The organism is Pseudomonas sp. CFBP13508 (genome assembly GCF_005233515.1).
GTDB lineage: Bacteria > Pseudomonadota > Gammaproteobacteria > Pseudomonadales > Pseudomonadaceae > Aquipseudomonas > Aquipseudomonas mercuritolerans.
The window spans coordinates 298,052-323,629 of sequence record NZ_QFZZ01000004.1 but is presented as its reverse complement, the minus strand read 5'-3'; the positions used below and the strand labels follow the sequence as shown (position 1 = coordinate 323,629).

Below are 25,578 nucleotides of genomic sequence, written 5' to 3'. Positions count from 1 at the left end.
TTTCCTCATCAATCGCGCTCAGGGAAAGACGCGATAAAAGCCTAGACCGCAACGCTGGTTTGACGGTTCCGCTTGTTTGATCGAAGGGCTTGGAGACGCTTGCCCGGACGCGTTAGGCTGGGCTTTCAATTACACAAGGAAGTCATGCATGAATTTGCGTATCGAGTTGACGCAGAATCCTACCGAGGAACAGCGTCAGGCCATTCTGCAGCCACTGATCGAGTACAACGATGATCAAACCGGCGGTTCTAAATCCGAGCCGTTCGCCTTGATGGTCAAAGACCAGAATGGCGAAATACTGGGCGGTTTGTACGGGCGAATGATTTTTCGCTGGATGTTCATCGAGCTGCTGTCCGTGCCGGAACAGGGTCGCGGACAGGGGATCGGCTCGAAATTGATGGCTCAGGCGGAAGCCCTGGCCAGGGAAAAGAATTGCTACGGCCTCTGGCTCGACACCTTCGATTTTCAGGCGCCGGAGTTCTACAGGAAGCTGGGGTTCAGCCAGTTTGGGGAAATCGTTGACTACCCACCGGGGCACAAGCGGCACTACTTTCAGAAGCGCCTGATCGATTGAGTCATGCCGTATTCGCGAGCAGGCTCGCTCCCACAGTGCAACGCATTACAACCTGTGGGAGCGAGCCTGCTCGCGAAAGCGTCAACTGCTTCGCAGCATAATCAAAGGCAGGTCGCCATCGCCGCCATCCGCCGCATCGCGACAAAATCACTCTTCTGCGCGTAATAGTTCAAGGTAGTACCTGACGTTTCGGTAATCACATCGACAAACGACTCTGCCGAACGCGTGTAAACCGTAGTGCCACCGGACTCGCGCGGCTCCAGATAGGCCGCCGCGTCGACGCCAAACACCGCTTCGTCCTGCCAGGCAAATTGCACGCACCGGGCGACGTCTTTCTCCGGCTTGTCCGAGGTCAGGACCTTGTCCGGGCTCTTGCTGCGAGCATCGTTCATCACCGAACCGGCGCACCCGGCCAACAGGGCCGCCGCCAGCACTACCATCAGCATTCGCATTGCATTTGCTCATCGAGAAAAAAGCGGACTGTAGCACTGCGACGCGGCAAATCGTTCTGCTTTACTGTTTTCATGCGCGACATGCGCAAGCAGGTGCGGCACCCTATGGTCATCAGTCACACAAGGAAATTACATGGCGCCTAGCGACCAGCGACATGAACAGGCTTTGAAACTGTTTCTCGATGCGCGACCCGAACTACGTGAAACCCTCGACCATCTCAACCCGCTGCTGGCTCAGGCCAAGGGCGAAACCCAGGCGCAGTACCGCGAAGAACGCTTGCACGAAGCATTCGAGGCTGAGGCGGAAAGCCAAGGGTTGTTTGCCTGGGAGCTGACATTGCAGCTGACCGCTGATTCGCCGGAGGACTATCAGGCGCAACGCCTGGAAGTGCACCGGGAAGTGGCAGAAATGGCGGGGATGGACTGGATCGAATATTGCGATCTTTACGGCATTACGCCGTAATCGATGTAGGAGCTGCCGAAGGCTGCGATCTTTTGATCCTGATCTTGAAGAGCAAAATCAAAAGATCGCAGCCTTCGGCAGCTCCTACAAAGGTATCTGCGTAAAACTCGGGTTTCGCGGCTGTAGCAATAAAGCTTTATCATGGCCGCAGTTTCGTTGATCGAGTCCATCATGAAGTTCGCCATTGCGCTGTTTTCCGCCGCCCATGCGCCCTCCTCGCGCCGTGCCTTGCTGTTTGCCCAGGCCGCGCTGGCTGGCGGCCATGAGATTGTTCGGCTGTTCCTCTATCAGGACGGCGTGTTCAACGCCTCCGATGCGGTGGTGACGCCGCAGGATGAACTGGATTTGCCCAAGCAATGGCGCGCCTTTATCAACGAAAAGCAACTTGATGGCGTGGTCTGCATCGCCGCCGCTCTGCGCCGTGGTGTGTTGAACGAAGAAGAAGCCAAGCGTTACCAGCGTGAAGCGATTTCGCTCAGCGCGCCGTGGGAATTGTCCGGTCTGGGTCAATTGCACGACGCCGTGCAGGACGCTGATCGGCTCATCTGTTTCGGAGGCGCTTGAACATGGCCAAATCGCTATTGATCATCAGCCGCCAATCGCCTTGGTCCGGCCCCGGCGCACGGGAAGCGCTGGATATCGTGCTCGCCGGCGGCGCCTTCGATCTGCCGATCGGTTTGCTGTTTCTCGATGACGGCGTGCTGCAACTGGCCGCCGGGCAGAACGCCAAGGCCGTGCAGCAGAAAGACCTCAGCGCCAATCTGCAGGCGCTACCGATGTTTGGTATCGAAGAGCTGTTCTATTGCGTCGAAAGCGCCAATGCTCGCGGTCTTGGCAACCTGTCGCTGGACGAAGCGCAGCCACTGGCCGCTGATCAAATCACCGCCCTTATTGACCGCTACGATCAGGTGATTACCCTCTGATGTCGACTTTGCATGTGTTGTCTCATTCCCCGTTCGGCGACGATCGCCTGAGCAGTTGCCTGCGCCTGCTCGGCAGCGCCGATGCCGTGTTGTTGTCCGGCGATGCGGTGTATGCGCTGCAACCGGACACTGCGCCGTTCTCTGCTCTGCAAGAGCGACCAATCAAACTTTTTGTATTGGTTGAGGACGCACAGGCGCGTGCGATCGAGATTCCAGACTGGGCCGAGGCCATCGACTATCCGGCCTTCGTCGAACTGTCGATCCATCACGCCAAGGTCAACAGCTGGCTATGAATTCAATGACCGTCGGCGCCCGCGCCATCGAACTGGACAAGGACGGCTTTCTCGTTGACCTCAACGACTGGTCGGCTGAAGTCGCCAGCGCCCTCGCCGCCGCCGAAGACGTCGAGTTGACGCCTGAACACTGGGAAGTCCTCGAGCTTCTGCGTAGCTTCTACGCCGAATTCCAGCTATCGCCGGCCACGCGGCCGCTGATCAAGTACACCGCGTTGAAACTCGGCGCGGACAAAGGCAACAGCCTGCACCTGAACCGACTGTTCAAAGGCACCCCTGCCAAACTCGCCGCGAAACTGGCGGGCCTGCCCAAACCGACGAATTGCCTATGAACGACTTTCCAGCTTTGACCATCGAAACGCCTGCCGAGCATCCGTTCGCGCAATTCGTGCGCATTCTCGGCAAGGGCAAGCGCGGCGCCCGCGACCTGACGCGCGAAGAAGCCCGCGAGGCCATGGGCATGGTCCTTGATGACCAGGTCGAAGATACGCAACTGGGTGCTTTCCTGATGTTGCTGCGGCACAAGGAAGAGAGCGCCGAGGAAATGGCCGGTTTCACCGAAGCCCTGCGCGCACGCTTGCAAGCGCCTGCATTGAATGTCGACCTGGACTGGCCGACCTACGCCGGCAAAAAACGCCACCTGCCATGGTATCTGCTCGCGGCCAAGTGCCTGGCGCAGAATGGCGTGCGCATCTTCATGCACGGCGGCGGCGCGCATACGGCCGGGCGCCTGTATAGCGAACAACTGCTGGGCGAACTGAACATTCCCCTGTGCCGTGATTGGCAGCAGGTCGGCACGGCACTGGACAACGGCGGCCTGGCCTTTATGCCGCTGGTGGACTGGGCGCCGCAGTTGCAAAAGATGATCGACCTGCGCAACACCCTGGGCCTGCGGTCGCCGATCCACTCGCTGGCGCGGATTCTCAATCCGCTCGGCGCACGTTGTGGCCTGCAGAGCATTTTCCATCCGGGCTATCAGGCGGTGCATCGCGATGCCAGCGGCTTGCTCGGCGACACGGCAATTGTGGTCAAGGGCGATGGCGGTGAAATCGAGATCAACCCCGACGCCACCAGCCACCTTTATGGCACCAGCAGCGGTCAGAGCTGGGATGAAGAATGGCCGCAGCTGTCAGCGCAGCGCCACGTCAAACCCGCCTCGCTGGACATCGAGCACTTGAAAGCCGTGTGGCGTGGCGATGTGGTCGACAGTTATCCGCAAATGGCCTTGATTGCGACCATGGCCCTCGCCCTGCGCGGTCTCGGTCAGAATCGTGAACAGGCCTTCGCAACCGCCGAGCAGTATTGGGCGGCGCGCAACACATCGATCTAGCCGATCATTAGCGCCCGATCTTTGCGCTTTTTGTTCGAACTCATCGGAATAGACTCGACTCCAACGAATATTGGTTTTGGGAGTCTTGATCATGGGTTTACTTGTCGACGGCCACTGGCAGGACAAGTGGTACGAAAGCAGCAAGGACGGCGCGTTCCAGCGCGAACAAGCGCAACGCCGCAACTGGGTGACCGCCGACGGTCAGCCAGGCCCCAGCGGTGAAGGCGGTTTCACTGCTGAAGCCGGGCGCTATCACCTCTATGTTTCCCTCGCCTGCCCTTGGGCGCATCGCACGCTGATTCTGCGCAAACTCAAAGGCCTGGATAGTCTCATCGACGTGTCGGTGGTCAGCTGGCTGATGCTGGAAAACGGCTGGACTTTCGACAAAGCGCTCGGCTCGACCGGCGACAAACTCGATGGTTTCGACTTCATGCACCAGCGCTATACGGCTGATACGCCTGACTACACCGGGCGCGTGACGGTGCCAGTGCTGTGGGACAAGAAACTCAAGCGCATCGTCAGCAATGAATCAGCGGAAATCATCCGCATGTTCAACAGCGCCTTCGACGAGATCACTGGTAACGATCTGGACTTTTATCCGGCGCCGCTACGCAACGAAATCGATGCGCTGAACGAGCGGATCTACCCGGCGGTGAACAACGGCGTCTATCGTGCCGGATTCGCCACCTCGCAACAGGCCTACGAACAGGCGTTCGATGAAGTCTTCGCCGAACTGGATCATCTGGAGCAACTGCTGGGCGCCAATCGCTACCTGAGCGGGGAATACCTGACCGAGGCCGATGTGCGCCTGTTCACCACGATGATTCGTTTCGACGCGGTGTATCACGGCCACTTCAAGTGCAACCTGCGGCGGATTGCCGACTACCCGAACCTGTCGAACTGGCTGCGCGAGTTGTATCAGTGGCCGGGGATTGCCGAGACGGTGGATTTCCAGCACATCAAGCATCACTACTATGGCAGCCACAAGACCATCAACCCGACCGGCGTGGTGCCGAAGGGGCCGCAGCAGGATTTCAGCGTGGCGCATGATCGCGAGCGGTTGATCGGGAAAGGGGTTTGGCGCCGGGGTTGATTAGCTCGGTATTGGTTCGAGACCCCGTTCGCGAGCAGGCTCGCTCCCACACCGGATTTGTGCATGACACAGATCCAATGTGGGAGCGAGCCTGATCGCGAAGGGAACGACGCGGTGTTTAGATCTGCGCCTGAGCCCCTTCAAACCACGCCAGCTTCTCGCGCAGTTGTACCACTTCGCCGACGATCACCAGGGTCGGCGCATGCACTTCATGCTCTGCCACCATTTGCGGCAGATCCGCCAGCGTGCCGGTGAAAACCCGCTGATTGACCGTGGTGCCCTGCTGGATCAATGCCGCCGGGGTATCCGCCGCGCGACCGTGCTTGATCAACTGCTCACAGATGATCGGCAAACCCACCAGGCCCATGTAGAACACCAGCGTCTGCGCCGGGGCGACCAGATCGGCCCATGGCAGATCGGTGGAACCATCCTTCAAGTGGCCAGTGACAAACCGCACGGACTGCGCATGATCTCGATGGGTCAGCGGAATCCCCGCATAAGCAGCGCAACCGCTGGCCGCCGTAATGCCCGGGACCACCTGGAATGGAATACCGTGGGCCGCGAGTTCTTCGATCTCTTCGCCACCGCGCCCAAAGATAAACGGATCGCCGCCCTTCAACCGCACCACACGCTTGCCGGCCTTGGCCAGATCGACCAGTTGCTGGTTGATCTGATCCTGCGGCACGGCGTGTTCGGAGCGACGCTTGCCGACATACACCCGCTCGGCATCGCGACGGCACAACTCAAGAATTGCCGGCGCCACCAGGCGGTCATAGAGCACCACATCGGCTTGCTGCATCAGACGCAGCGCGCGGAAGGTCAACAGATCCGGATCACCCGGACCGGCACCGACCAGATAAACCTCGCCTGTGGTGACCATGGGCTCGCCATCGACCTTAGCCTGCAGCAGGCGCTCGGCTTCAGCGCCCTGCCCGGCCAGTTGACGATCGGCAATCGGGCCCTGGAAAACGTCTTCCCAGAAGCCGCGACGCTGCTGCACATCCGGAAACAGGTTTTTCACCTGATGACGGAAACGCGCAGCCAGCCCTGCCAATTGACCGTAAGTGGAAGGAATCCAGGTTTCGATTTTCGCGCGGATCAGGCGCGCCAGTACCGGCGCATCACCGCCGCTGGAGACGGCAATGATTAGCGGCGAGCGATCGACGATCGCCGGGAAGATCACGCTGCACAAGGCCGGCGCATCGACCACGTTGACCGGCACGCAACGGCGGTGGGCGTCGGTGGAGACTTGCGCGTTGAGCGTTTCGTCGTCGGTAGCGGCAATGATCAGCCCGCAACCGTCCAGATCCGTTTCGGCGTAACCGCGCAACAGGCATTCACCGCCGCTGGCAGCGACCAGTTCAGCCAGTTGCGTTTCGATTTCAGGTGCGACCACCCGCAGCAGCGCACCGGCATCGGCCAGCAGGCGGGATTTGCGCAAGGCAATTTCCCCCCCACCGACAACCAACACACGACTGCCGCGAAGGTTGTGAAACAGCGGCAGATATTTCATTTAGCCGATGACCTCAAGGCCACCCATGTACGGTTTGAGCACGTCCGGCACGCGGATCGAACCGTCGGCCTGCTGGTAGTTTTCCAGCACGGCAACCAGAGTACGACCGACCGCCAGGCCGGAACCGTTCAAGGTGTGCACCAGCTCGGGCTTGCCGGTTTCCGGGTTGCGGAAACGAGCCTGCATGCGCCGCGCCTGGAAGTCGCCGCAGTTGGAGCACGAGGAGATTTCGCGGTATTTGTCCTGGCTCGGAATCCACACTTCCAGATCGTAGGTCTTGACCGCGCTGAAGCCCATGTCGCCGGTGCACAGCGCCAGGGTGCGGTAAGGCAGACCGAGCAGTTGCAGGACTTTTTCGGCGTTGGCGGTCAGGCCTTCCAGCGCTTCCATCGATTGCGATGGCTCGACGATCTGGACCATTTCGACTTTGTCGAACTGGTGCTGGCGGATCATGCCACGCGTGTCGCGACCCGACGCACCGGCTTCGCTGCGGAAGCACGGGGTGTGGGCAACGAACTTGATCGGCAGCAACTTGGAATCGACGATTTCACCGGCAACGATGTTGGTCAGCGACACTTCGGCAGTCGGGATCAGGTACAGATCCGCTTCGCCTTCGCGGGCGATCTTGAACAGGTCTTCTTCGAACTTCGGCAGCTGGCCGGTGCCTTGCAGCGCCGGAGCCTGAACCAGATAAGGCGTGTAAGCCTCTTCATAGCCGTGCTCGTTGACGTGCAGGTTGATCATGAACTGCGCCAGTGCACGATGCAGACGGGCGATCGGGCCGCGCAGCAAGGCGAAACGCGCGCCGGACAGCTTGGCGGCGGTTTCGAAGTCCAGCCAGCCGAACTTCTCGCCGAGGGCGACGTGATCTTTCACTTCGAAATCGAATTGGGTCGGGGTGCCCCAGCGGCGCACTTCGACGTTGTCGTCTTCGTCCTTGCCGACCGGAACCGACTCGTGCGGCAGGTTGGGGATACCGAGCAGGATCGAATCGAGTTCGGTCTGGATCGCGTCCAGCTCGACCTTGCCCGCGCTCAACTCGCCCGCCATGCGCTCGACGTCCGCCATCAGCGGCGCGATGTCTTCGCCGCGCTGCTTGGCCTGCCCGATGGATTTGGAACGCGCGTTACGCTCAGCCTGCAGTGCTTCGGTGCGGGTCTGGACGGTCTTGCGCTGTTCTTCCAGCGCTTCGATGCGCGCGGTGTCCAGGGCAAAGCCACGGGAAGCCAGGCGGTCCGCTACGTCCTGAAGGTTGCTACGTAACAGTTTGGAATCGAGCATGTCGGTTTCTCGTTATCAAAGTTTGGTCAGGGACAGGCCGGCCCACGTTGCGAGCAGCCCGCCGAATACGCTGAGTGCGGCGTAGCCCAGGGCCAGCAACACTTGCCCGCTTTCCAGCAGGCGCACCGTATCCAGTGAAAAGGATGAAAAAGTCGTCAGCCCCCCGAGGAAGCCGACCATCAACCCGGCGCGCACCTCGATCGGCACCTCCGGGCGTATCAGAAACAGGCCGTACAACACGCCAATCAGCAGGCAGCCCACGATATTAACGGCCAGCGTCGCGGTATAGAAGTGCCGCGGCCAATTGGCGCTGACCCAATTACCGGTGGCGAAGCGCAACAATGTCCCGGCAACACCGCCGACCGACACTGCAAGGATCAATGGGACCACTATTTTCTCCGCTGCCGAGGGCTCAGACGATCGAGTTGAGCGAGGTGATTGAGCTTTTCGCCGATCTTCAACTCCAGGCCACGGGGCACTGGCTGATAAAAAGGTATCGGCTCGAGTTCTTCCGGAAAATAGTCTTCACCGGCGGCATAGGCGTCCGGTTCGTCGTGGGCGTAGCGGTATTCGTCGCCATAACCCAATTGCTTCATCAGCTTGGTCGGTGCGTTGCGCAGATGCAGCGGCACTTCCAGCGAGCCGTTTTCAGCAGCTGCGCGCAGTGCAGTTTTGAAGCCCATGTACACCGCATTGCTTTTCGGTGCACAGGCCAGATAAGTAATGGCCTGGGCGACTGCCAATTCGCCCTCAGGGCTGCCGAGACGCTCCTGCACTTCCCACGCCGCCAGGCACAGGCTCAGCGCACGCGGGTCGGCGTTGCCGATGTCTTCGCTGGCCATGCGCACCACGCGCCGCGCCAGGTACAGCGGATCGCAACCGCCGTCGATCATCCGCGCAAACCAGTACAGCGCGCCGTCGGGATTGGAGCCGCGTACCGATTTGTGCAGCGCCGATATCTGGTCGTAGAACGCTTCCCCGCCCTTGTCGAAGCGTCGGCGTGTATCGCCGAGCAGGCTTTGCAGCAAATCAGTGCCGATTTCGCTGTTGTCTTCGGCCAGATCAGAGGCGTTTTCCAGCAGATTGAGCAGGCGCCGGCCATCACCATCAGCGGCGGACAGCAGCATCTGAAAACCTTCATCGCTCAGTGTCAGGTTGCGCTTGCCCAGCCCGCGCTCTTCGGTCAAAGCCCGATGCACCAGTTTGCGCAGCGCCGCTTCGTCGAGGCTTTTCAGGACGTAGACGCGTGCCCGCGACAACAAGGCGTTGTTCAGTTCGAACGAAGGGTTTTCGGTGGTGGCGCCGATGAAGATCAGCGTGCCGTCTTCCACGTACGGCAGAAACGCGTCCTGCTGCGACTTGTTGAAGCGGTGCACTTCATCGACAAACAGGATCGTGCGCTTGCCGTACTGGCCGGCCTGCTGCTTGGCGATCTCAACGGCCTGACGGATTTCCTTGACCCCGGCGAGCACCGCCGAAACCGTTTCGAAGTGCGCATCAGAGACTTCCGCGAGCAGCCGCGCCAGGGTGGTCTTGCCCACGCCCGGCGGCCCCCAGAAGATCATCGAATGCAGCGCGCCCTGCTCCAGCGCCTCACGCAGAGGCTTGCCGCGAGCGAGCACGTGTTCCTGACCGACGTACTCATCCAGATTGGCCGCACGCAGACGCGCGGCCAAGGGTTGTGCAATCGGTGCACTGCGAAACAGATCCATCACGTAGCGTTGAAACCTCTGATTTTCTGAAACCTGCTGAAGAACCTGTGGTGAGGGATTTTATCCCCGTTGGGCTGCGAAGCGGCCCCAAAAGCGACGACTGCTGCGCAGCCGGACGGGGATAAATCCCCTCGCCACAATAGCCCCTCAATAGCAGGCCCTCACCACAAAGGCCCTGACACAAAGGGCCGGTGTTTATTCCTGGATAACGTCGGCACCCTTGGGAATGTCGAATTTGAATTTGGACGCTGGCACCGCTTCGTTGGCCTTGACCCCGGTAAACAGGATATTGGTGCGCTGGCCGACGCTGTCGATCAGTTGCATGTCATTGAGCAGACCGTTACGGAACGACAGGCGCAGGTTGTCGAACAGCGTGTCCTTGGTCTTCGGCTTGAGGGTGAAGTCGATCACACCGCCAGCCTCTTTCGCGCTGATGTCGAAGCTCTGGCTGATTTTCGAGACATCACCCGACAGCAGCAGCGCAGGCGTCTGGGTCAGACGCTCATCGAGCTTCTTGATGGTTGCCTGTTCCAGGTCCGGGTCCCACAGGGTGACTTTCTTGCCATCGGAAACCATGGTCTGCTCGGCCGGCGCGTTGGTGTGCCAGTAGAACAGGCCCGGACGCTGCAGGGTCATGTTGCCGGTGGTTTCCTGCAATTGGGTACCGCTGCCGTCGAGGGTCAACTGCGAGAAGTTGGCCGACAGGGTTTTCGATGTTTCCAGCAACTGGGTCAGACGCGCCACGTCCTTTTCATCAGCGTGGGCCGTGAGTGTGGTCAGCGCCAGTACTGGCAACAGCATGCGGATAAGGCGCATGAGAGTCCTCTTGAATACTCGTGGGAGAGCGGGTGGCGCGTCATTGCGCCACCCGAGTCTTTGCGTTTCAGTCGCGTACCGGGCCTGGGGCCAGGACTTCACGCGAACCGTTGGTGTTCATTGAGGTAACGACGCCGGCCATTTCCATCGCTTCGATCATCCGCGCGGCGCGGTTGTAGCCGATCTTCAGCTTGCGCTGCACAGCGGAAATCGACGCACGACGGCTTTCGAGGACGAACTGCACCGCTTCGTCATACAGCGCGTCGGCTTCCGGATCATCACCGTCGCCACCACCGCTGCTGCCTTCGAAGCCGCTACCCGCCTCTTCGACACCGTTGAGGATGTCGTCGTTGTATTCCGGCGCACCGCGCAGCTTCCACGCTTCGACCACACGATGAACTTCATCGTCGGAGACGAACGCGCCGTGCACCCGGATCGGCAGACTGGTGCCCGGCGGCATGTAGAGCATGTCACCGTGACCGAGCAGTTGTTCGGCGCCACCCTGGTCGATGATGGTCCGCGAGTCGATCTTGCTCGATACCTGGAACGCCATACGGGTCGGGATGTTGGCCTTGATCAGGCCGGTGATCACGTCCACCGAAGGGCGCTGGGTTGCGAGGATCAAGTGAATACCCGCCGCACGCGCTTTTTGCGCAATACGGGCAATCAGTTCTTCAACCTTCTTGCCGACGATCATCATCATGTCGGCGAATTCGTCCACCACTACGACGATGGTCGGCAGTTTCTGCAGCAGCGGCGCTTCGTCGTGAATGCTTTCGCGCTTGTACAGCGGATCGCTCAACGGCTCGCCGGCATCCTGGGCTTCCTTGACCTTGGCGTTGAAGCCGGAGAGGTTACGCACGCCCATTTTCGCCATCAGCTTGTAGCGACGTTCCATCTCGGCAACGCTCCAGCGCAAGGCGTTGGCGGCGTCCTTCATGTCGGTCACCACCGGGCAGAGCAGGTGCGGAATGCCTTCGTAGATCGACAGCTCAAGCATTTTCGGGTCGATCATGATCAGCTTGGCATCGTCGGGACCGGACTTGAACAGGATCGACAGGATCATCGCGTTCACGCCCACGGACTTACCGGAACCGGTGGTACCGGCCACCAGCAAGTGCGGCATCTTCGCCAGGTCGGTGATGACCGGCTTGCCGCCGATGTCGTGACCGAGCGCCAGGGTGACCGGCGATTTGAAGTTGTCGTACTCGGGGGTCGACAGCACCTCGGAGAAACGCACGATCTGGCGGTCTTCGTTGGGAATCTCGATGCCGACGGTGGTCTTGCCCGGAATAACCTCGACGACCCGCACACTGGTCACCGCCAGCGAACGTGCCAGGTCTTTCGCCAGGTTGGCGATACGGCTGACTTTTACCCCGGCGGCAGGCTGGATTTCGTAACGGGTAATCACCGGGCCCGGGTGGATCGAGTCAACGGTGACTTCGACGCCGAACTCCTTGAGCTTGATTTCCAGCAAGTGGCCGACCGCTGCCAAGGACTCAGGAGAATAGTTGAGCTGTTTCTTTTCCGCTGGATCAAGAATGGAGATCGGCGGCAAGGTGCCTTCGACCGCGCTGTCGACGAACAACGGCGCCTGCTTCTCTTTCTGCACGCGCTTGCTCGGCTCCGGCGCCTTGGCTGGTGCCGGCGCGATCACCGGCGGCACCTGCTTCTCGCGGTCGGACATGTGCTTGCTCAACGCTTGCTCGCGCTCGATCAGGCGTTCCTTGACCTTGGCCTGTTCACGCTTGTCGGTGACAGTCGGTGCGACCACATCGTGGACGCGGTCATCAACCTCACGCAGTTGCGCGACCAGTTGCTTGCGCTCGGTGCGCGCCGACCACCAGCGGTTGAGCGCGCCTTGGAACAGTTCGAACAGATCGAGGGTGATCTTGCCGGTGACGTCCATCACCTTGAACCACGACAGGTCGGTGAATACGGTCAGGCCGAACAGGAACAGCGCGATGAACAGCAGCGTGCTGCCTTGAATGTTCAGCGCATTCTTCGCCAGATCGCCAAGGCTTTCGCCCAGGGCACCGCCAGCGCCGGCCGGCAGACCGGTCGCGGCATGGAAATGAATGTGCGCCAGCGCAGCACCGGAGAGCACGAGGAACACCAGACCGATCAGGCGCCAGGAAAACAGCCAGCCGCTCCACTGCCATGGTTCGTGGCGTTGACGAAAGATCTGGTACGCCTTGACCGCCAGCAGCAACGGAAAAATATAGGCGAAGTAGCCGAGCACCATGAACAGGATATCGGCGCTGTACGAGCCGGCCGGGCCGCCGAAGTTCTGCACATCGTCGATCTTGCTGTTATGGCTCCAGCCCGGGTCGTCCTTGCCGTAAGTCAGCAAAGCCATCATCAGGAACAGGCACAAGGCGCCGATGGCGATCAATGCACCTTCCTTGAGCCGGTAGTGCAGTTGCTGGCGCCAGAGCGGAACGACTGTTTTGGGTGCTTCGGTGGTCTTCTTCAAAACGCTTCTTTTCCTGCGCCCGAGGCGCGTCCATCTATTGAATGACGATAAAAAACTGCCCAATCCAGGCAGGTAAAAAAGGTGAAAAGCTCAACTCGGACTACTTTTAACACTGTGCCACTGGTTTTATAAACACAGCTATAAACACTGCGCGCAGCGAAAAGCCCGTCACAACCCGGCATTGTACGGGTTTGTGCGCCCGATGCCATGTTTCAGACCCCAGCTTTGAGCATAGCCAATCGCACACGCAGTGCCTTGCAATTGGAGCATGCATTGCCTTTTGTGACAAAGGCTTATGAGCTGTATTTGATGAACCTAGCGAACCTGGCCGGATCGGGCTCACAGGAATGCTCAACAGCATCGACACGGCGACGCTTACGACCACGGGCGACACATCAAGTTGCAGCTCAATGCTCGCTGCACCAGACAACTGTGCAGGACAGCGGCGCCGTTTCGCGGCAAACTCTTTCGCGGGGCCTGCACGCCCCCTGACCGCCCTCCCCTTCTGCAAGCCTGGATGCCATGCTGACTTGGTTACAACGTAATTCCCTGACCTTTCCGCCACTGGAAAAAGCCATGCGCGAGCCGAACGGATTGCTCGCCGCCGGCGGCGATCTGTCCGCCGACCGACTGATCCAGGCCTATCGCCATGGCTGCTTTCCCTGGTTCTCCGAAGGCCAACCCATTCTCTGGTGGTCGCCAGACCCTCGCACCGTGCTGTTTCCCGACGAACTGCACGTCTCGCGCAGCCTCGGCAAGCTGCTGCGCAAGCAACGCTATCAAGTGACCTTCGATCAGGATTTCGACGCCGTCATCCGCGCCTGCGCTGCCCCGCGTGACTACGCCGACGGCACCTGGATCACCGAGGCCATGCAGGATGCTTACGTAGAATTGCATCGGCGCGGTTTCGCTCATTCGGTTGAGGTCTGGGACGAGGGACAGCTGGTCGGCGGCCTGTACGGCCTGGCGATGGGCCAACTGTTTTTTGGCGAGTCGATGTTCAGCCGTGCCGACAACGCGTCCAAATATGGCTTTGCCACGCTGGTCCAGCATTTGAAAGCCGCCGGGTTTGTGCTGATCGACTGCCAGATGCCGACCGATCACCTGCACAGCCTCGGTGCGCGATCCATTCCGCGGGGCGAATTCGCCGACTATCTGCAGCGCCATCTCGACCAACCGAATTCGGCGATCTGGGTTTGCTGAGCGACTTTTGCGCAGGTGGCTTACACTTAATCCACCAGCTTATCCCGAGGGTTGATTCATGACCGAGTTGGCGCGTTTGAAGTTTTATGCCACTCAGCCCCACTCTTGCAGTTATCTGCCCGAGGAGCAGGCCACGACGCTGTTTCTCGACCCGAGTCAGCCCATGGATGTGCATGTCTACGCAGACCTGTCGGAAATGGGCTTTCGTCGCAGTGGCGATCATCTGTACCGGCCGCATTGCCAGAATTGCAATGCGTGCGTGCCTGCGCGCATTCCTTCCGCCCAGTTCATCGCCAATCGCCAGCAGAAGCGTATCTACAAACGCAACGCCGACCTGCAAGTGCAGCCGGTCAAGCCGCACTTCAGCGAAGAATATTTCGACCTGTATCAGCGCTACATCGAACAGCGCCATGCCGACGGCGACATGTACCCGCCAAGCCGTGATCAGTTCTCGACGTTCCTGGTGCGCGACCTGCCCTTCTCGCGATTCTACGAGTTTCGGCTCGACGGACGGTTGCTCGCGGTGGCGGTCACCGATCTGCTGCCTAATGGTCTGTCGGCGGTGTACACCTTCTACGAACCCGACGAAGAACGCCGCAGCCTCGGCCGTTACGCGATCCTCTGGCAAATCGCCGAAAGCCAGCGCCTGGGCCTTGAAGCGGTGTACCTGGGTTACTGGATCAAGAACTGCAAAAAGATGAACTACAAGACGCAATATCGGCCCATTGAATTGCTGATCAATCAGCGCTGGGTCGTCCTGAACTAAACCTGCGGCCTAAACCCCTTGGCGTAAACCCCATTTTTCGGGCACAATGCACGCCGCTTTTGCCTGGCGCAGTTGCACCGGGCCATTCATTGGATACCGAGGGCTTTACTGCATGTCGAAAGAAGACAGCTTCGAAATGGAAGGCACTGTCGTCGACACCCTGCCCAACACCATGTTTCGTGTGGAGTTGGAAAATGGGCACGTCGTAACCGCGCATATTTCCGGCAAGATGCGCAAGAACTACATTCGTATTCTTACCGGTGACAAAGTGCGCGTCGAGCTGACGCCCTATGATTTGAGCAAAGGGCGGATCACTTACCGCGCTCGTTAATCAAGTCAATACAGAACGCCCGGGTTATGCCGGGCGTTTTTGTATCTGCGTTTTGAGGTTTTGGGGCTGGCGGTTTCGCGCTTACAGCATGCAAATCAAAAGATCGCAGCCTTCGGCAGCCCATAGGTTGGATCGCGCGAATTCGATAGAAACGGGTTGACCTGCGGGCCGCCTTCGCGAGCAGGCTCGCTCCCACAGAAAAGCAAAAGCAAAAGCAAGGCAGCGCAGCTGGCCGCGGCGAAGCCGCCCCACTCAACAATGAGCGCAAGCTCGAGTGCTTTTGATCTTGATCCACCGGCGACGTCGGAAGGCTGAGTGGAGGGATTGATCCGGGCGTGGGAGCGCAGCGACCGTCTGGCGCAGCCAGACACAGCGGAAGGAGGTGCAGCGAAGCAAACCGTAGCCGCTGCGCCCGGATCAGTCCCGGAGCGAAGGAACCCGAGCCTGCGAGGGCCGAACGTAGGAGCAAGCGTTTTGGGTTACCTTTTTGGCGTTTGAAAAAGGTGACTCGCCGTAAGGGCGAAACCGTAATAAGCCATCACCGCAGCAACGGATATACACACAAAGCCCAAAAACACCGGACAACAAAAAGGCGCCCGAAGGCGCCTTTCCAATCCACATCAAGCCGTCAGGCCATCTCTGCAGTGGTTTCGAAGTCGAACGTCAACTCCCCATCCTTGATGTCGATGTGCACCACACCGCCATGCTCGGCCAGTTCGCCAAACAGAATCTCCTCCGCCAGCGGACGCTTGATCTTGTCCTGGATCAGACGCGCCATCGGACGTGCGCCCATCGCCGAGTCATAACCACCCGCCGCCAGCCAACTACGCGCCGCATCGGTAACCTCAAGCAACACACGCTTGTCTTCCAGCTGCGCCTGAAGCTCGGTAAGGAACTTGTCCACCACACTTTTGATGACCTCATGACTGAGGCGACCAAACTGGATAATGGTGTCCAGACGGTTACGGAATTCCGGCGTGAAGCTCTTCTTGATCACTTCCATGGCATCAGACGAGTGGTCCTGATGGGTGAAACCGATCGAAGCCCGCGCGGCCGTTTCGGCACCCGCGTTGGTGGTCATGATCACGATCACGTTGCGGAAGTCCGCTTTGCGCCCGTTGTTATCGGTCAGCGTGCCGTGGTCCATAACCTGCAACAGCAGGTTGAAGACTTCCGGGTGCGCCTTCTCGATTTCATCGAGCAGCAATACGCAATGCGGCTGCTTGGTGATCGCTTCGGTCAACAGACCGCCCTGATCGAAACCGACATAGCCTGGAGGCGCACCAATCAGACGCGACACGGTGTGACGCTCCATGTACTCGGACATGTCGAAACGCACCAGTTCAATGCCAAGGGCCTTGGCCAGTTGTCGCGCGGCCTCGGTTTTACCGACACCGGTAGGCCCGGCAAACAGGAACGAACCGACTGGCTTGTCCGGCGACTTGAGCCCGGCACGCGACAGCTTGATCGCAGTCGACAGCGAATCGATCGCTGCGTCCTGACCAAACACCGTCAGCTTCAGGTCACGCTCCAGGTTACGCAGCAGCTCTTTGTCGGAACTGGTGACATGCTTTGGCGGAATCCGCGCGATTTTCGCGACGATGTCCTCGACCTGCGGCACTTCGATACGCTTGACGCGCATCTCTACCGGTTGCAGACGCTGGTAGGCGCCCGCTTCGTCGATCACGTCGATGGCCTTGTCCGGCATGTGCCGGTCATTGATGTAGCGCGACGCCAGTTCGGCAGCGGCACGCAACGACTCATCGCTGTATTCGATATTGTGGTGCTGCTCGAAACGCCCTTTCAGACCGCGCAGGATACCGATGGTGTCTTCCACCGATGGCTCGACGACATCGACCTTCTGGAAGCGACGCGCCAAGGCGCGATCTTTTTCGAAGATGCCGCGAAATTCCTGGAATGTGGTCGAACCGATGCAGCGAATATCGCCAGACGACAGCAGCGGCTTGAGCAGGTTGGACGCATCCATCACGCCACCGGACGCAGCGCCAGCACCAATGATGGTGTGGATCTCGTCGATGAACAGGATCGCCTGCGGACGCTTTTTCAGCTCATTGAGCAGCGCCTTGAAGCGCTTCTCGAAATCACCGCGATACTTGGTGCCCGCGAGCAGAGCGCCAAGATCGAGCGAGTAGACAACCGCATTGGCCAGCAGATCTGGTACCTGGTTGTCGACGATGCGCTTGGCCAGGCCTTCGGCAATCGCGGTTTTACCCACGCCCGCTTCACCCACCAGCAGCGGATTGTTCTTGCGCCGGCGCGCGAGAATCTGCGCGACACGCTCGACCTCCGACTCACGGCCGACCAGCGGATCAATGCGACCCTGGCGCGCGAGTTCGTTGAGGTTGCTGGCATAAGCATCCAGAGGATTGCCTGAAGAAGAAGACTCACCGCCCTCGTCGTCCTGCATATCTTGTTCACCTTCAGAGTGATCGCCATGCCCCGGCACTTTCGAAATGCCGTGTGCGATGTAGTTGACGACATCGATGCGCGCAACGCTCTGCTGTTTCAGCAGGAACACTGCCTGACTCTCTTGCTCACTGAAGATGGCGACCAGCACGTTGGCGCCGGTCACTTCGCGTTTGCCCGAGCTCTGTACGTGAAAAACAGCACGCTGCAGGACACGCTGGAAGCCCAGGGTTGGCTGGGTTTCGCGATCCTCGTCATGCACGGGGATCAATGGCGTGGTGGAGTCGATGAACTCCTGCAGATCATGTTTGAGTTTGTCGAGGTTTGCGCCGCAGGCACGCAAAACGGTGGCGGCAGCCTCATTATCCAATAGCGCCAGCAGGAGATGTTCGACGGTCATGAACTCATGACGCTTCGAACGAGCCTCCTTGAAGGCAAGATTGAGGGTGACTTCGAGCTCGCGGTTTAACATAGCTTCACCTCATACCCAAGTGGTCGGCGATTAACCGTCCTTCTCGATTTCACAGAGTAGCGGATGCTGGCTTTCCCTGGCGTACTGGTTGACCTGCATGGCCTTTGTCTCGGCGATGTCGCGGGTAAACACTCCACATACTGCCCGGCCTTCTGTATGGACGGCCAGCATGACCTTGGTCGCCAGCTCGCGATTCAGGTTAAAAAACACCTCGAGCACTTCGACGACGAAATCCATCGGTGTGTAGTCATCGTTGAACAAAACCACCTTGTACATCGGCGGCGCCTGTAACGCGGGCTTTGCTTCCTGAACAGCAACGCCTGCCGAATCGTCGTCGTGCTCCTGTGGAAGATCCTTTTGGAGAAGCGGGCGATCCTGATTGAATGTTAGTCGAATCTGGCTGATTGCATGCATGGAAAAAAAGGTTCGTCAGTTGTGCGAATACAGTGGTGGGGGCGGTTGCACACGTTTTCAACTACGACTGCCCGGTCACCTTGACTATCGGGAAAACGGTGTTACAACCAATAGAGCCCACAGTGGGTAAAAAAGATCCGCGGAGTCAATTCTTTTATCGAATTCGATTGCGGATGTCGTGGATGATACTCCAGCGATGGAGTCTGTTGCAGAGGGATTTGAGCATGGCTGTCGGCAAGGTGAAATGGTTCAACAATGCCAAGGGATTCGGCTTTATCAATACCGACGCCCGGGAAGGTCGCGATGAGGATGGCAAGGACATTGATTTCTTTGCCCACTACTCGGCCATTGAAATGGAAGGGTACAAGACCCTGAAAGCGGGTCAGGCGGTGACCTTCGAGATCGTTCATGGCCCTAAAGGCTTGCATGCCGTGAAGATAACTTCGGTCGAAGCAGCTCCCACGCCAAGCTCGATTGCCACGGAACAACAAACGGCAACCAGTTGAAGCCTCAAAACATTCGGTCATAAAAAACCGCCTGACTCAACCCATCGAGTCAGGCGGTTTTTGCGTGCCTGCGACTTTTACATATGCGAAATCAACGCATCCCCGAACCCGGAAGACGAAACCAGCTTGGCCCCATCCATCAAACGCTCGAAATCATAAGTAACAGTCTTGGCGCCGATCGCACCGTTGGTGCCCTTGATGATCAGGTCCGCCGCTTCCGTCCAGCCCATATGACGCAGCATCATCTCGGCCGAGAGAATCAGCGAGCCCGGGTTGACCTGGTCCTTGCCGGCATACTTCGGCGCAGTACCGTGGGTCGCTTCGAACATCGCTACGGTGTCGGACAGGTTGGCACCCGGCGCAATACCGATACCACCCACTTCCGCCGCCAGCGCGTCGGACAGGTAGTCACCGTTGAGGTTAAGCGTAGCGATCACATCGTATTCCGCCGGGCGCAGCAGGATCTGCTGGAGCATGGCGTCGGCAATGGCGTCCTTGACCACAACGTTCTTGCCGGTTTTCGGGTTCTTGAACTGCATCCACGGACCGCCGTCCAGCAGGGTCGCGCCGAACTCTTCGGCCGCCACTTCGTAGGCCCATTCCTTGAAGGCACCCTCGGTGAACTTCATGATGTTGCCTTTGTGCACGATGGTCAGCGAATCGCGGTCATTGTCGACTACATATTGCAGAGCCTTGCGCGCCAGACGCTTGGTGCCCTCGCGGGAGACCGGCTTGACACCGATGCCGCAGTTTTCGTCGAAACGGATCTTGGTAACGCCCATTTCTTCTTTAAGGAATTTGATGACCTTGGTGGCTTCCGGCGAACCGGCCTTCCATTCGATACCGGCGTAGATGTCTTCGGAGTTCTCGCGGAAGATGGTCATGTCGACGTCGCCGGGCTTTTTCACCGGGCTCGGCACGCCTTCGAACCAGCGCACCGGACGCAGGCAGACGTACAGGTCGAGTTGCTGACGCAGGGCCACGTTCAGCGAGCGGATGCCGCCACCGACCGGAGTGGTCAGCGGGCCTTTGATGGAGACCACGTAATCCTTGACCGCGTCGAGGGTTTCCTGCGGCAGCCAGGTGTCCTGGTCATAAACCTGAGTGGCTTTTTCGCCGGCGTAGACTTCCATCCAGGAAATCTTGCGCTTGCCGCCGTAGGCCTTTTCAACAGCAGCATCGACAACCTTGATCATCACCGGACTGATGTCGACACCAATACCGTCACCTTCGATGAAGGGGATGATCGGGTTATCAGGAACATTGAGAGAATGGTCTGCATTGACAGTGATTTTGTCACCGACGGCTGGAACCTGAATCTTCTTGTAACCCATGCTGAACTCCATTGTTTGGATTGAACACCTGGCTTGCTTCGAGCGTAACCCAGTTGAATCAACACGCAAACCCTATGTTCCGCCGCCGCGCACATCTCGTTTCCTACAAGCCTGAAAGCAAAGGGAAAAGCGCCAAACTCCAGCATTCGTAACGAGTCTTTGCCCGGTCGCGCCCTGCGACCTTTAGACCAATGGACGAGAATCGTTGCATATGAACCATCGGCAGATTGCCAGCTACCTATGTATAATGCCGCCCGCTGACCACAGGGTCACGACGGCTGGCCTCTCTAGCACGAGACTTTCCGCCTGATTGGTCGGGTTGTTACCGCAGCCTGACTGCTTGACGCTCTACTGATGCACCCAACATCACCGCGAAGAATCTCGACATTCGGTTCATGGATGACTTTGAACGAACGCGCTTACCCGGCGCCCCTCGAGTTTCTGCGCACGCTTTAGCAAAGAAGAGAGAGTTAATCCGAATATGCCCACCCGCTCGAAGATCATCTATACCTTCACCGACGAAGCTCCTGCCCTCGCCACCTATTCCCTGCTGCCGATCATCGAGGCTTACACCGCCTCGGCCGATATCGCCGTGGAAACCCGCGATATCTCTCTTGCAGCACGCATCCTGGCAAGCTTCCCCGAGCAACTGGGCGACAAAGCCGTAGCCGACCACCTCGCCGAACTGGGCGACCTGGCCGTTACGCCTGAAGCCAACATCATCAAGCTGCCGAACATCAGTGCTTCGGTGCCACAACTGCAAGCCGCGATCAAAGAGCTGCAGGCGCAGGGCTACAACCTGCCGGACTATCCGGAAACCGTGACCAGCGACGCCGAAAAAGACGCCCGGGCGCGTTACGACAAGGTCAAGGGCAGCGCCGTGAACCCGGTTCTGCGCGAAGGCAACTCCGACCGCCGCGCTCCGCTGTCGGTGAAGAACTACGCGCGCAAGCACCCGCACAAAATGGGCGCCTGGGCCAAGGACTCCAAGTCCCACGTTGCGCACATGAGCACCGGCGATTTCTACGGCAGCGAAAAAGCTGTCCTGATCGACGCCGCTGACGCTGTGAAGATCGAGCTGATCGCCAAGGACGGTGCTGCCACCGTTCTGAAAGAAAAAACCACCGTTCAGGCCGGCGAGATCCTCGACTGCGCCGTGATGAGCAAAAACGCCCTGCGTGCGTTCATCGCTGCCGAGATCGAAAGCGCCAAGGCCCAGGGCGTGCTGCTCTCGGTGCACCTGAAAGCGACCATGATGAAGGTCTCCGACCCGATCATGTTCGGCCAGATCGTTGCCGAGTTCTATAAAGACGCTCTGACCAAGCACGCTGACGTGCTGAACCAGATCGGCTTCAACCTGAACAACGGCATCGGCGATCTGTACGCGCGCATCAAGGCCCTGCCGGCCGACCAGCAAGCGCAGATCGAAGCCGATATCGCAGCGGTCTACGCCGTTCGTCCGTCGCTGGCGATGGTCAACTCCGACAAAGGCATCACCAACCTGCACGTGCCGAGCGACGTCATCGTTGACGCCTCGATGCCAGCGATGATTCGTGACTCCGGCAAGATGTGGGGCACCGACGGTCAGTTGCACGACACCAAGGCTGTGATCCCGGATCGTTGCTACGCGACCATCTACCAGGCCGTGATCGAAGATTGCAAAGCCAACGGCGCTTTCGACCCGACCACCATGGGCAGCGTGCCGAACGTCGGTTTGATGGCGAAGAAAGCCGAAGAGTACGGCTCCCACGACAAGACCTTCCAGATCAAGGCTGACGGCGTTGTTCGCGTCACCGACAGCAAAGGCAAGCTGCTGATGGAACAGGCTGTCGAAGCCGGCGACATCTTCCGCATGTGCCAGACCAAAGACGCGCCGATCCAGGACTGGGTCAAACTGGCCGTCAACCGTGCTCGCGCCAGCAGCACGCCGGCGATCTTCTGGCTTGACCCGATGCGCGCTCACGATGGCGTAGTGATCGAGAAAGTTCAGGCGTACCTGAAGGATCACGACACCAGCGGTCTGGACATCCAGATCATGGCTCCAGTCGACGCGATGAAGTACACCCTGAAGCGCACCCGCGAAGGCAAGGACACCATTTCGGTGACCGGTAACGTACTGCGCGACTACCTGACCGACCTGTTCCCGATCATGGAACTGGGCACCAGCGCCAAGATGCTGTCGATCGTGCCGCTGATGAACGGCGGTGGTCTGTTCGAAACCGGCGCCGGCGGTTCGGCTCCGAAGCACGTGCAGCAACTGGTTGAAGAAAACTTCCTGCGCTGGGATTCGCTGGGTGAGTTCCTCGCCCTGGCCGCTTCCCTCGAGCATCTGGGTGTAAACTACAACAACCCGAAAGCACTGGTGCTGTCGAAAACCCTGGACCAGGCCACCGGCCAGTTCCTCGACAACAACAAGTCGCCATCGCGCAAAGTCGGCAACATCGACAACCGCGGCAGCCACTTCTACCTGGCGATGTACTGGGCTCAGGCCCTGGCCGCCCAGACTGAAGACGCTGCACTGCAAGCGCAGTTCGCGACTCTGGCCAAAACCCTGACCGAGAACGAAGCAACTATCGTTGCCGAGCTCAACGCCGTTCAGGGCAAGCCAGTCGACATCGGCGGTTACTACCACGCCGACGCCGAGCTGATCAGCAAGGCCATGCGCCCAAGCGCAACCTTCAACGCGGCGATTGCTGCGCTGGTTTAAGGTTGTAATGCGGTAAACAAACCCCGGCCGAGTGCCGGGGTTTGTGTTTTTACTGACAACATAAATCCCTTGTGGGAGCGAGCCTGCTCGCGAATGCGGTTTATCATTCAGCACCTTCGTTGACTGACCCACCGCTTTCGCGAGCAGGCTCGCTCCCACAGGGGGTCGGGTTTTAACCTGGATATTGAGGAAGGTTTTATGGAATGGCTCCCCCACATCACCGTCGCCACCATCGTCGAGGACAACGGCCGTTTCCTGATGGTCGAAGAGCACAAAGGCGGGCGCAATGTGCTCAACCAGCCCGCCGGGCATCTCGATCCGGATGAAACCCTGATCAACGCGGCGATTCGCGAAACCCTCGAAGAAACCGGTTGGGACGTCGAACCCACCGGCGTGATCGGCATTTATCTGTACACCGCACCGAGCAACGGCGTGACTTACCAGCGCATATGCTTCAGCGCCAAAGCCGTGCAGCACCACCCGGATTACCAACTCGACGACGGCATCGTCGGCGCCAAGTGGCTGACCCGCGAAGAATTAATCGCCCAGCGCGACAACTGGCGCAGCGAGCTGATCATCCGTTGCATCGACGATTATCTGGCCGGTCATCACTTCAGCCTCGAACTGATCCGCCCTTCTCTTTAGCCTTGCGGCCGCGAGCCTGATAGAATCGCGCCCTTTTCCAAGACACTCATTGAACCCCTATGCGTGATCCAGCCCCTTCTGACACATCCAAGAAGCGCGTCATTGTCGGCATGTCCGGCGGCGTGGACTCTTCCGTTTCTGCCCTTCTGCTGATCGAGCAGGGTTATGAAGTGGAAGGCCTGTTCATGAAGAACTGGGAAGAAGACGACGGAACGGAATACTGCACCGCCATGGACGACCTGGCGGATGCTCAGGCTGTCTGCGACAAGATCGGCATCAAGCTGCACACCGCCAACTTCGCGGCCGAGTACTGGGACAACGTGTTCGAGCACTTCCTTGCCGAGTACAAGGCCGGTCGCACGCCGAACCCGGACATCCTGTGCAACCGCGAGATCAAGTTCAAGGCGTTCCTCGACTACGCGATGATGCTCGGCGCCGACCTGATCGCCACCGGTCACTACGTGCGCCGCCGCGACATCGATGGCCGCACCGAACTGCTCAAGGGCATCGATCCGAACAAGGATCAGAGCTACTTCCTGCACGCCGTTGGCGGCGAACAGATCGCCAAGACCCTGTTCCCGGTCGGCGAACTGGAAAAGCCTGACGTCCGCGCGATTGCCGAGAAATACGAACTGGCCACCGCCAAGAAGAAGGATTCCACCGGGATCTGCTTCATCGGCGAGCGTCGTTTCAGCGACTTCCTCAAGCAGTACCTACCGGCACAACCGGGCGAAATCAAGACCACCGAAGGCGAAGTCATCGGCCGTCACCACGGCTTGATGTACCACACCATCGGCCAGCGCCAGGGCCTCGGCATCGGCGGCTTGAAGGATGCCGGCGATGAGCCGTGGTACGTGCTGCGCAAGGATCTGCAGACCAACGAGCTGATCGTCGGTCAGGGCAACAACCATCCATGGCTGTTCTCCAGCGCCCTGCTCGCTTCGGAAATCTACTGGGTCAACCCGATCGACCTGAGCCAGCCGCTGCGCCTGACGGCGAAAGTGCGCTATCGCCAGAGCGATCAGGCCTGCACCCTGGAAAAAACCGCCAACGGTTATCGCGCCGTGTTCGACGAACCGCAACGCGCGGTGACGCCGGGCCAGTCGGTGGTGTTCTATGACGGTGAAATCTGCCTCGGCGGCGGCGTGATCGAAGTGGCCGAGCCGTGGAGCGCCCAGGCATGAGCCCGACTCAGGAGCAACTGACGGCGCTGGGCGGTGTGTTTCTCGCCGCCGTGCTGGTCGACCGCATCGCCAAGACCGGCCAGACCAACGAAGCGGGCCTGAGCTGCATGCTCGGCAGCCTGTTGGTACGGGATCCGAAAGATACGCTGGACGTGTACGGCGGCGACGACATCAATCTGCGCGAGGGTTATCGCGCGCTGATTGGCGCACTGGAGCGCGATCCGAGCACCTTGCAGCGCGAGCCGTTGCGCTACGCGCTGTCGATGCTCGGTCTGGAGCGGCAATTGGCCAAGCGTGACGACATGCTCGAGACGATTGCCAAGCGCCTGCCGCAGATTCAGTCGCAGGTGGAGCATTTTGGCCCTGCGCACGAAAACGTCATCGCCGCTTGCGGTGCGTTGTATCAGGACACTTTGAGCACCCTGCGCCAGCGCATTCAGGTGCACGGCGACATGCGCAACCTGCAGCAGCCGAGCAATGCCTCGAAAATCCGCGCCCTGCTCCTCGCTGGTATCCGCTCGGCGCGCCTGTGGCGTCAGCTCGGTGGTCATCGCTGGCAGTTGGTGATCAGCCGCCGCAAGCTGCTCAAAGAGCTTTATCCGTTGATGCGCAGCGAGTAAACGCCGCGTCATGAAGGCTTTGTAGTCTGTAACGCGTAATACG

The 25,578-nt window shown here is 59.3% G+C and carries 26 protein-coding genes; 16 read left to right on the top strand and 10 right to left on the bottom strand.

Annotation, left to right across the window (positions count from 1 at the left end; genetic code table 11):
- The first annotated feature begins 148 nt into the window (after window positions 1-148).
- On the top strand, window positions 149-574 hold the full coding sequence (locus PspCFBP13508_RS13640) for a GNAT family N-acetyltransferase (protein ID WP_137214800.1): 426 nt from the start codon (window positions 149-151) through the stop codon (window positions 572-574).
- A gap of 101 nt (window positions 575-675) precedes the next feature.
- Here the strand turns inward: PspCFBP13508_RS13640 and PspCFBP13508_RS13635 are convergent, their stop codons facing one another.
- Window positions 676-1,026, bottom strand: coding sequence for a hypothetical protein (locus PspCFBP13508_RS13635; protein WP_137214799.1), 351 nt, complete (start codon window positions 1,024-1,026; stop codon window positions 676-678).
- Between the two features lie 133 nt (window positions 1,027-1,159).
- Here PspCFBP13508_RS13635 and PspCFBP13508_RS13630 point away from each other — a divergent pair, with 133 nt between their 5' ends.
- From PspCFBP13508_RS13630 to PspCFBP13508_RS13595, 7 genes are all read left to right on the top strand, one after another.
- Window positions 1,160-1,489 carry a DUF6388 family protein gene (locus PspCFBP13508_RS13630; RefSeq protein ID WP_137214798.1) on the top strand — a complete coding sequence of 110 codons (330 nt, stop codon included), beginning with the start codon at window positions 1,160-1,162 and terminating at the stop codon, window positions 1,487-1,489.
- A 171-nt stretch (window positions 1,490-1,660) separates the two neighbouring features.
- Window positions 1,661-2,053: a sulfurtransferase complex subunit TusD gene (gene tusD, locus PspCFBP13508_RS13620; RefSeq protein ID WP_137214797.1), complete on the top strand. Its 393-nt coding sequence runs from the start codon at window positions 1,661-1,663 to the stop codon at window positions 2,051-2,053.
- Between the two features lie 2 nt (window positions 2,054-2,055).
- Window positions 2,056-2,412, top strand: a complete 357-nt coding sequence (gene tusC / locus PspCFBP13508_RS13615; RefSeq protein ID WP_137214796.1) for a sulfurtransferase complex subunit TusC — start codon at window positions 2,056-2,058, stop codon at window positions 2,410-2,412.
- Window positions 2,412-2,705 carry a sulfurtransferase complex subunit TusB gene (gene tusB, locus PspCFBP13508_RS13610; protein WP_130912875.1) on the top strand — a complete coding sequence of 98 codons (294 nt, stop codon included), beginning with the start codon at window positions 2,412-2,414 and terminating at the stop codon, window positions 2,703-2,705. Before tusC ends, tusB begins: the two co-directional genes overlap by 1 nt.
- On the top strand, window positions 2,702-3,037 hold the full coding sequence (locus tag PspCFBP13508_RS13605; protein ID WP_137214795.1) for a TusE/DsrC/DsvC family sulfur relay protein: 336 nt from the start codon (window positions 2,702-2,704) through the stop codon (window positions 3,035-3,037). Before tusB ends, PspCFBP13508_RS13605 begins: the two co-directional genes overlap by 4 nt.
- Window positions 3,034-4,035, top strand: coding sequence for a glycosyl transferase family protein (locus tag PspCFBP13508_RS13600; RefSeq protein ID WP_137214794.1), 1,002 nt, complete (start codon window positions 3,034-3,036; stop codon window positions 4,033-4,035). The genes PspCFBP13508_RS13605 and PspCFBP13508_RS13600 overlap by 4 nt, the downstream gene beginning before the upstream one ends.
- A gap of 91 nt (window positions 4,036-4,126) precedes the next feature.
- Window positions 4,127-5,128, top strand: coding sequence for a glutathione S-transferase family protein (locus PspCFBP13508_RS13595; protein WP_137214793.1), 1,002 nt, complete (start codon window positions 4,127-4,129; stop codon window positions 5,126-5,128).
- Between the two features lie 118 nt (window positions 5,129-5,246).
- On the opposite strand, the gene cysG is transcribed toward PspCFBP13508_RS13595, so the two are convergent.
- From cysG to ftsK, 6 genes are all read right to left on the bottom strand, one after another.
- Window positions 5,247-6,641, bottom strand: a complete 1,395-nt coding sequence (gene cysG / locus PspCFBP13508_RS13585) for a siroheme synthase CysG (RefSeq protein ID WP_137214792.1) — start codon at window positions 6,639-6,641, stop codon at window positions 5,247-5,249.
- Window positions 6,642-7,922, bottom strand: a complete 1,281-nt coding sequence (gene serS / locus PspCFBP13508_RS13580) for a serine--tRNA ligase (protein WP_125927824.1) — start codon at window positions 7,920-7,922, stop codon at window positions 6,642-6,644. It lies immediately after the preceding gene.
- A gap of 15 nt (window positions 7,923-7,937) precedes the next feature.
- Window positions 7,938-8,312, bottom strand: coding sequence for a fluoride efflux transporter CrcB (gene crcB / locus PspCFBP13508_RS13575; protein WP_016775261.1), 375 nt, complete (start codon window positions 8,310-8,312; stop codon window positions 7,938-7,940).
- Window positions 8,312-9,634 carry a replication-associated recombination protein A gene (locus PspCFBP13508_RS13570; protein WP_137214791.1) on the bottom strand — a complete coding sequence of 441 codons (1,323 nt, stop codon included), beginning with the start codon at window positions 9,632-9,634 and terminating at the stop codon, window positions 8,312-8,314. Before PspCFBP13508_RS13570 ends, crcB begins: the two co-directional genes overlap by 1 nt.
- 195 nt (window positions 9,635-9,829) lie before the next feature.
- Window positions 9,830-10,450 (bottom strand): outer membrane lipoprotein chaperone LolA, encoded by a 621-nt coding sequence (gene lolA, locus PspCFBP13508_RS13565; RefSeq protein ID WP_056788905.1) that lies wholly within the window; start codon window positions 10,448-10,450, stop codon window positions 9,830-9,832.
- 67 nt (window positions 10,451-10,517) lie between these two features.
- Entirely contained in the window at window positions 10,518-12,926 is a 2,409-nt protein-coding gene (ftsK, locus tag PspCFBP13508_RS13560) for a DNA translocase FtsK (protein ID WP_041477069.1), read from the bottom strand.
- Between the two features lie 522 nt (window positions 12,927-13,448).
- Between ftsK and aat the strand changes: the two genes are divergently transcribed.
- The 3 genes from aat (at window position 13,449) to infA (ending at window position 15,226) form a co-directional block, all read left to right on the top strand.
- On the top strand, window positions 13,449-14,129 hold the full coding sequence (gene aat, locus PspCFBP13508_RS13555; RefSeq protein WP_137214790.1) for a leucyl/phenylalanyl-tRNA--protein transferase: 681 nt from the start codon (window positions 13,449-13,451) through the stop codon (window positions 14,127-14,129).
- 58 nt (window positions 14,130-14,187) lie between these two features.
- Window positions 14,188-14,895, top strand: a complete 708-nt coding sequence (locus PspCFBP13508_RS13550) for an arginyltransferase (RefSeq protein WP_137214789.1) — start codon at window positions 14,188-14,190, stop codon at window positions 14,893-14,895.
- 112 nt (window positions 14,896-15,007) lie between these two features.
- On the top strand, window positions 15,008-15,226 hold the full coding sequence (infA, locus tag PspCFBP13508_RS13545; RefSeq protein WP_002553999.1) for a translation initiation factor IF-1: 219 nt from the start codon (window positions 15,008-15,010) through the stop codon (window positions 15,224-15,226).
- 628 nt (window positions 15,227-15,854) lie between these two features.
- Here the strand turns inward: infA and clpA are convergent.
- Complete coding sequence (gene clpA / locus PspCFBP13508_RS13540) at window positions 15,855-18,125, bottom strand: ATP-dependent Clp protease ATP-binding subunit ClpA (protein ID WP_016775266.1); 2,271 nt, start codon at window positions 18,123-18,125, stop codon at window positions 15,855-15,857.
- 30 nt (window positions 18,126-18,155) lie between these two features.
- Entirely contained in the window at window positions 18,156-18,539 is a 384-nt protein-coding gene (gene clpS, locus PspCFBP13508_RS13535) for an ATP-dependent Clp protease adapter ClpS (protein WP_011334948.1), read from the bottom strand.
- Between the two features lie 224 nt (window positions 18,540-18,763).
- On the opposite strand from clpS, the gene PspCFBP13508_RS13530 reads away from it, so the two are divergent.
- Window positions 18,764-19,045, top strand: coding sequence for a cold shock domain-containing protein (locus PspCFBP13508_RS13530; RefSeq protein WP_130912652.1), 282 nt, complete (start codon window positions 18,764-18,766; stop codon window positions 19,043-19,045).
- A gap of 77 nt (window positions 19,046-19,122) precedes the next feature.
- On the opposite strand, the gene icd is transcribed toward PspCFBP13508_RS13530, so the two are convergent.
- Window positions 19,123-20,379: an NADP-dependent isocitrate dehydrogenase gene (icd, locus tag PspCFBP13508_RS13525; RefSeq protein ID WP_024013414.1), complete on the bottom strand. Its 1,257-nt coding sequence runs from the start codon at window positions 20,377-20,379 to the stop codon at window positions 19,123-19,125.
- Window positions 20,380-20,860: 481 nt separating this feature from the next.
- Here icd and PspCFBP13508_RS13520 point away from each other — a divergent pair, with 481 nt between their 5' ends.
- The 4 genes from PspCFBP13508_RS13520 (at window position 20,861) to hflD (ending at window position 25,535) form a co-directional block, all read left to right on the top strand.
- A complete protein-coding gene (locus PspCFBP13508_RS13520) occupies window positions 20,861-23,086 on the top strand; it encodes an NADP-dependent isocitrate dehydrogenase (RefSeq protein ID WP_137214788.1) in 2,226 nt (741 codons plus the stop codon).
- A gap of 198 nt (window positions 23,087-23,284) precedes the next feature.
- Window positions 23,285-23,731, top strand: a complete 447-nt coding sequence (locus PspCFBP13508_RS13515; RefSeq protein WP_137214787.1) for an NUDIX hydrolase — start codon at window positions 23,285-23,287, stop codon at window positions 23,729-23,731.
- Between the two features lie 59 nt (window positions 23,732-23,790).
- Window positions 23,791-24,915 carry a tRNA 2-thiouridine(34) synthase MnmA gene (gene mnmA / locus PspCFBP13508_RS13510; RefSeq protein ID WP_137214786.1) on the top strand — a complete coding sequence of 375 codons (1,125 nt, stop codon included), beginning with the start codon at window positions 23,791-23,793 and terminating at the stop codon, window positions 24,913-24,915.
- Window positions 24,912-25,535: a high frequency lysogenization protein HflD gene (hflD, locus tag PspCFBP13508_RS13505; protein ID WP_130912656.1), complete on the top strand. Its 624-nt coding sequence runs from the start codon at window positions 24,912-24,914 to the stop codon at window positions 25,533-25,535. Before mnmA ends, hflD begins: the two co-directional genes overlap by 4 nt.
- The last annotated feature ends 43 nt before the right edge of the window (window positions 25,536-25,578 follow it).

Bases quoted from the DNA above. Each gene is read 5' to 3' on its own strand.
- PspCFBP13508_RS13640 (WP_137214800.1), top strand. From the start codon at position 149: ATGAATTTGCGTATCGAGTTGACGCAGAATCCTACCGAGGAACAGCGT.
- PspCFBP13508_RS13635 (WP_137214799.1), bottom strand. From the start codon at position 1,026: ATGCGAATGCTGATGGTAGTGCTGGCGGCGGCCCTGTTGGCCGGGTGC.
- PspCFBP13508_RS13630 (WP_137214798.1), top strand. From the start codon at position 1,160: ATGGCGCCTAGCGACCAGCGACATGAACAGGCTTTGAAACTGTTTCTC.
- tusD (WP_137214797.1), top strand. From the start codon at position 1,661: ATGAAGTTCGCCATTGCGCTGTTTTCCGCCGCCCATGCGCCCTCCTCG.
- tusC (WP_137214796.1), top strand. From the start codon at position 2,056: ATGGCCAAATCGCTATTGATCATCAGCCGCCAATCGCCTTGGTCCGGC.
- tusB (WP_130912875.1), top strand. From the start codon at position 2,412: ATGTCGACTTTGCATGTGTTGTCTCATTCCCCGTTCGGCGACGATCGC.
- PspCFBP13508_RS13605 (WP_137214795.1), top strand. From the start codon at position 2,702: ATGAATTCAATGACCGTCGGCGCCCGCGCCATCGAACTGGACAAGGAC.
- PspCFBP13508_RS13600 (WP_137214794.1), top strand. From the start codon at position 3,034: ATGAACGACTTTCCAGCTTTGACCATCGAAACGCCTGCCGAGCATCCG.
- PspCFBP13508_RS13595 (WP_137214793.1), top strand. From the start codon at position 4,127: ATGGGTTTACTTGTCGACGGCCACTGGCAGGACAAGTGGTACGAAAGC.
- cysG (WP_137214792.1), bottom strand. From the start codon at position 6,641: ATGAAATATCTGCCGCTGTTTCACAACCTTCGCGGCAGTCGTGTGTTG.
- serS (WP_125927824.1), bottom strand. From the start codon at position 7,922: ATGCTCGATTCCAAACTGTTACGTAGCAACCTTCAGGACGTAGCGGAC.
- PspCFBP13508_RS13570 (WP_137214791.1), bottom strand. From the start codon at position 9,634: ATGGATCTGTTTCGCAGTGCACCGATTGCACAACCCTTGGCCGCGCGT.
- lolA (WP_056788905.1), bottom strand. From the start codon at position 10,450: ATGCGCCTTATCCGCATGCTGTTGCCAGTACTGGCGCTGACCACACTC.
- aat (WP_137214790.1), top strand. From the start codon at position 13,449: ATGCTGACTTGGTTACAACGTAATTCCCTGACCTTTCCGCCACTGGAA.
- PspCFBP13508_RS13550 (WP_137214789.1), top strand. From the start codon at position 14,188: ATGACCGAGTTGGCGCGTTTGAAGTTTTATGCCACTCAGCCCCACTCT.
- infA (WP_002553999.1), top strand. From the start codon at position 15,008: ATGTCGAAAGAAGACAGCTTCGAAATGGAAGGCACTGTCGTCGACACC.
- clpA (WP_016775266.1), bottom strand. From the start codon at position 18,125: ATGTTAAACCGCGAGCTCGAAGTCACCCTCAATCTTGCCTTCAAGGAG.
- clpS (WP_011334948.1), bottom strand. From the start codon at position 18,539: ATGCATGCAATCAGCCAGATTCGACTAACATTCAATCAGGATCGCCCG.
- PspCFBP13508_RS13530 (WP_130912652.1), top strand. From the start codon at position 18,764: ATGGCTGTCGGCAAGGTGAAATGGTTCAACAATGCCAAGGGATTCGGC.
- icd (WP_024013414.1), bottom strand. From the start codon at position 20,379: ATGGGTTACAAGAAGATTCAGGTTCCAGCCGTCGGTGACAAAATCACT.
- PspCFBP13508_RS13520 (WP_137214788.1), top strand. From the start codon at position 20,861: ATGCCCACCCGCTCGAAGATCATCTATACCTTCACCGACGAAGCTCCT.
- PspCFBP13508_RS13515 (WP_137214787.1), top strand. From the start codon at position 23,285: ATGGAATGGCTCCCCCACATCACCGTCGCCACCATCGTCGAGGACAAC.
- mnmA (WP_137214786.1), top strand. From the start codon at position 23,791: ATGCGTGATCCAGCCCCTTCTGACACATCCAAGAAGCGCGTCATTGTC.
- hflD (WP_130912656.1), top strand. From the start codon at position 24,912: ATGAGCCCGACTCAGGAGCAACTGACGGCGCTGGGCGGTGTGTTTCTC.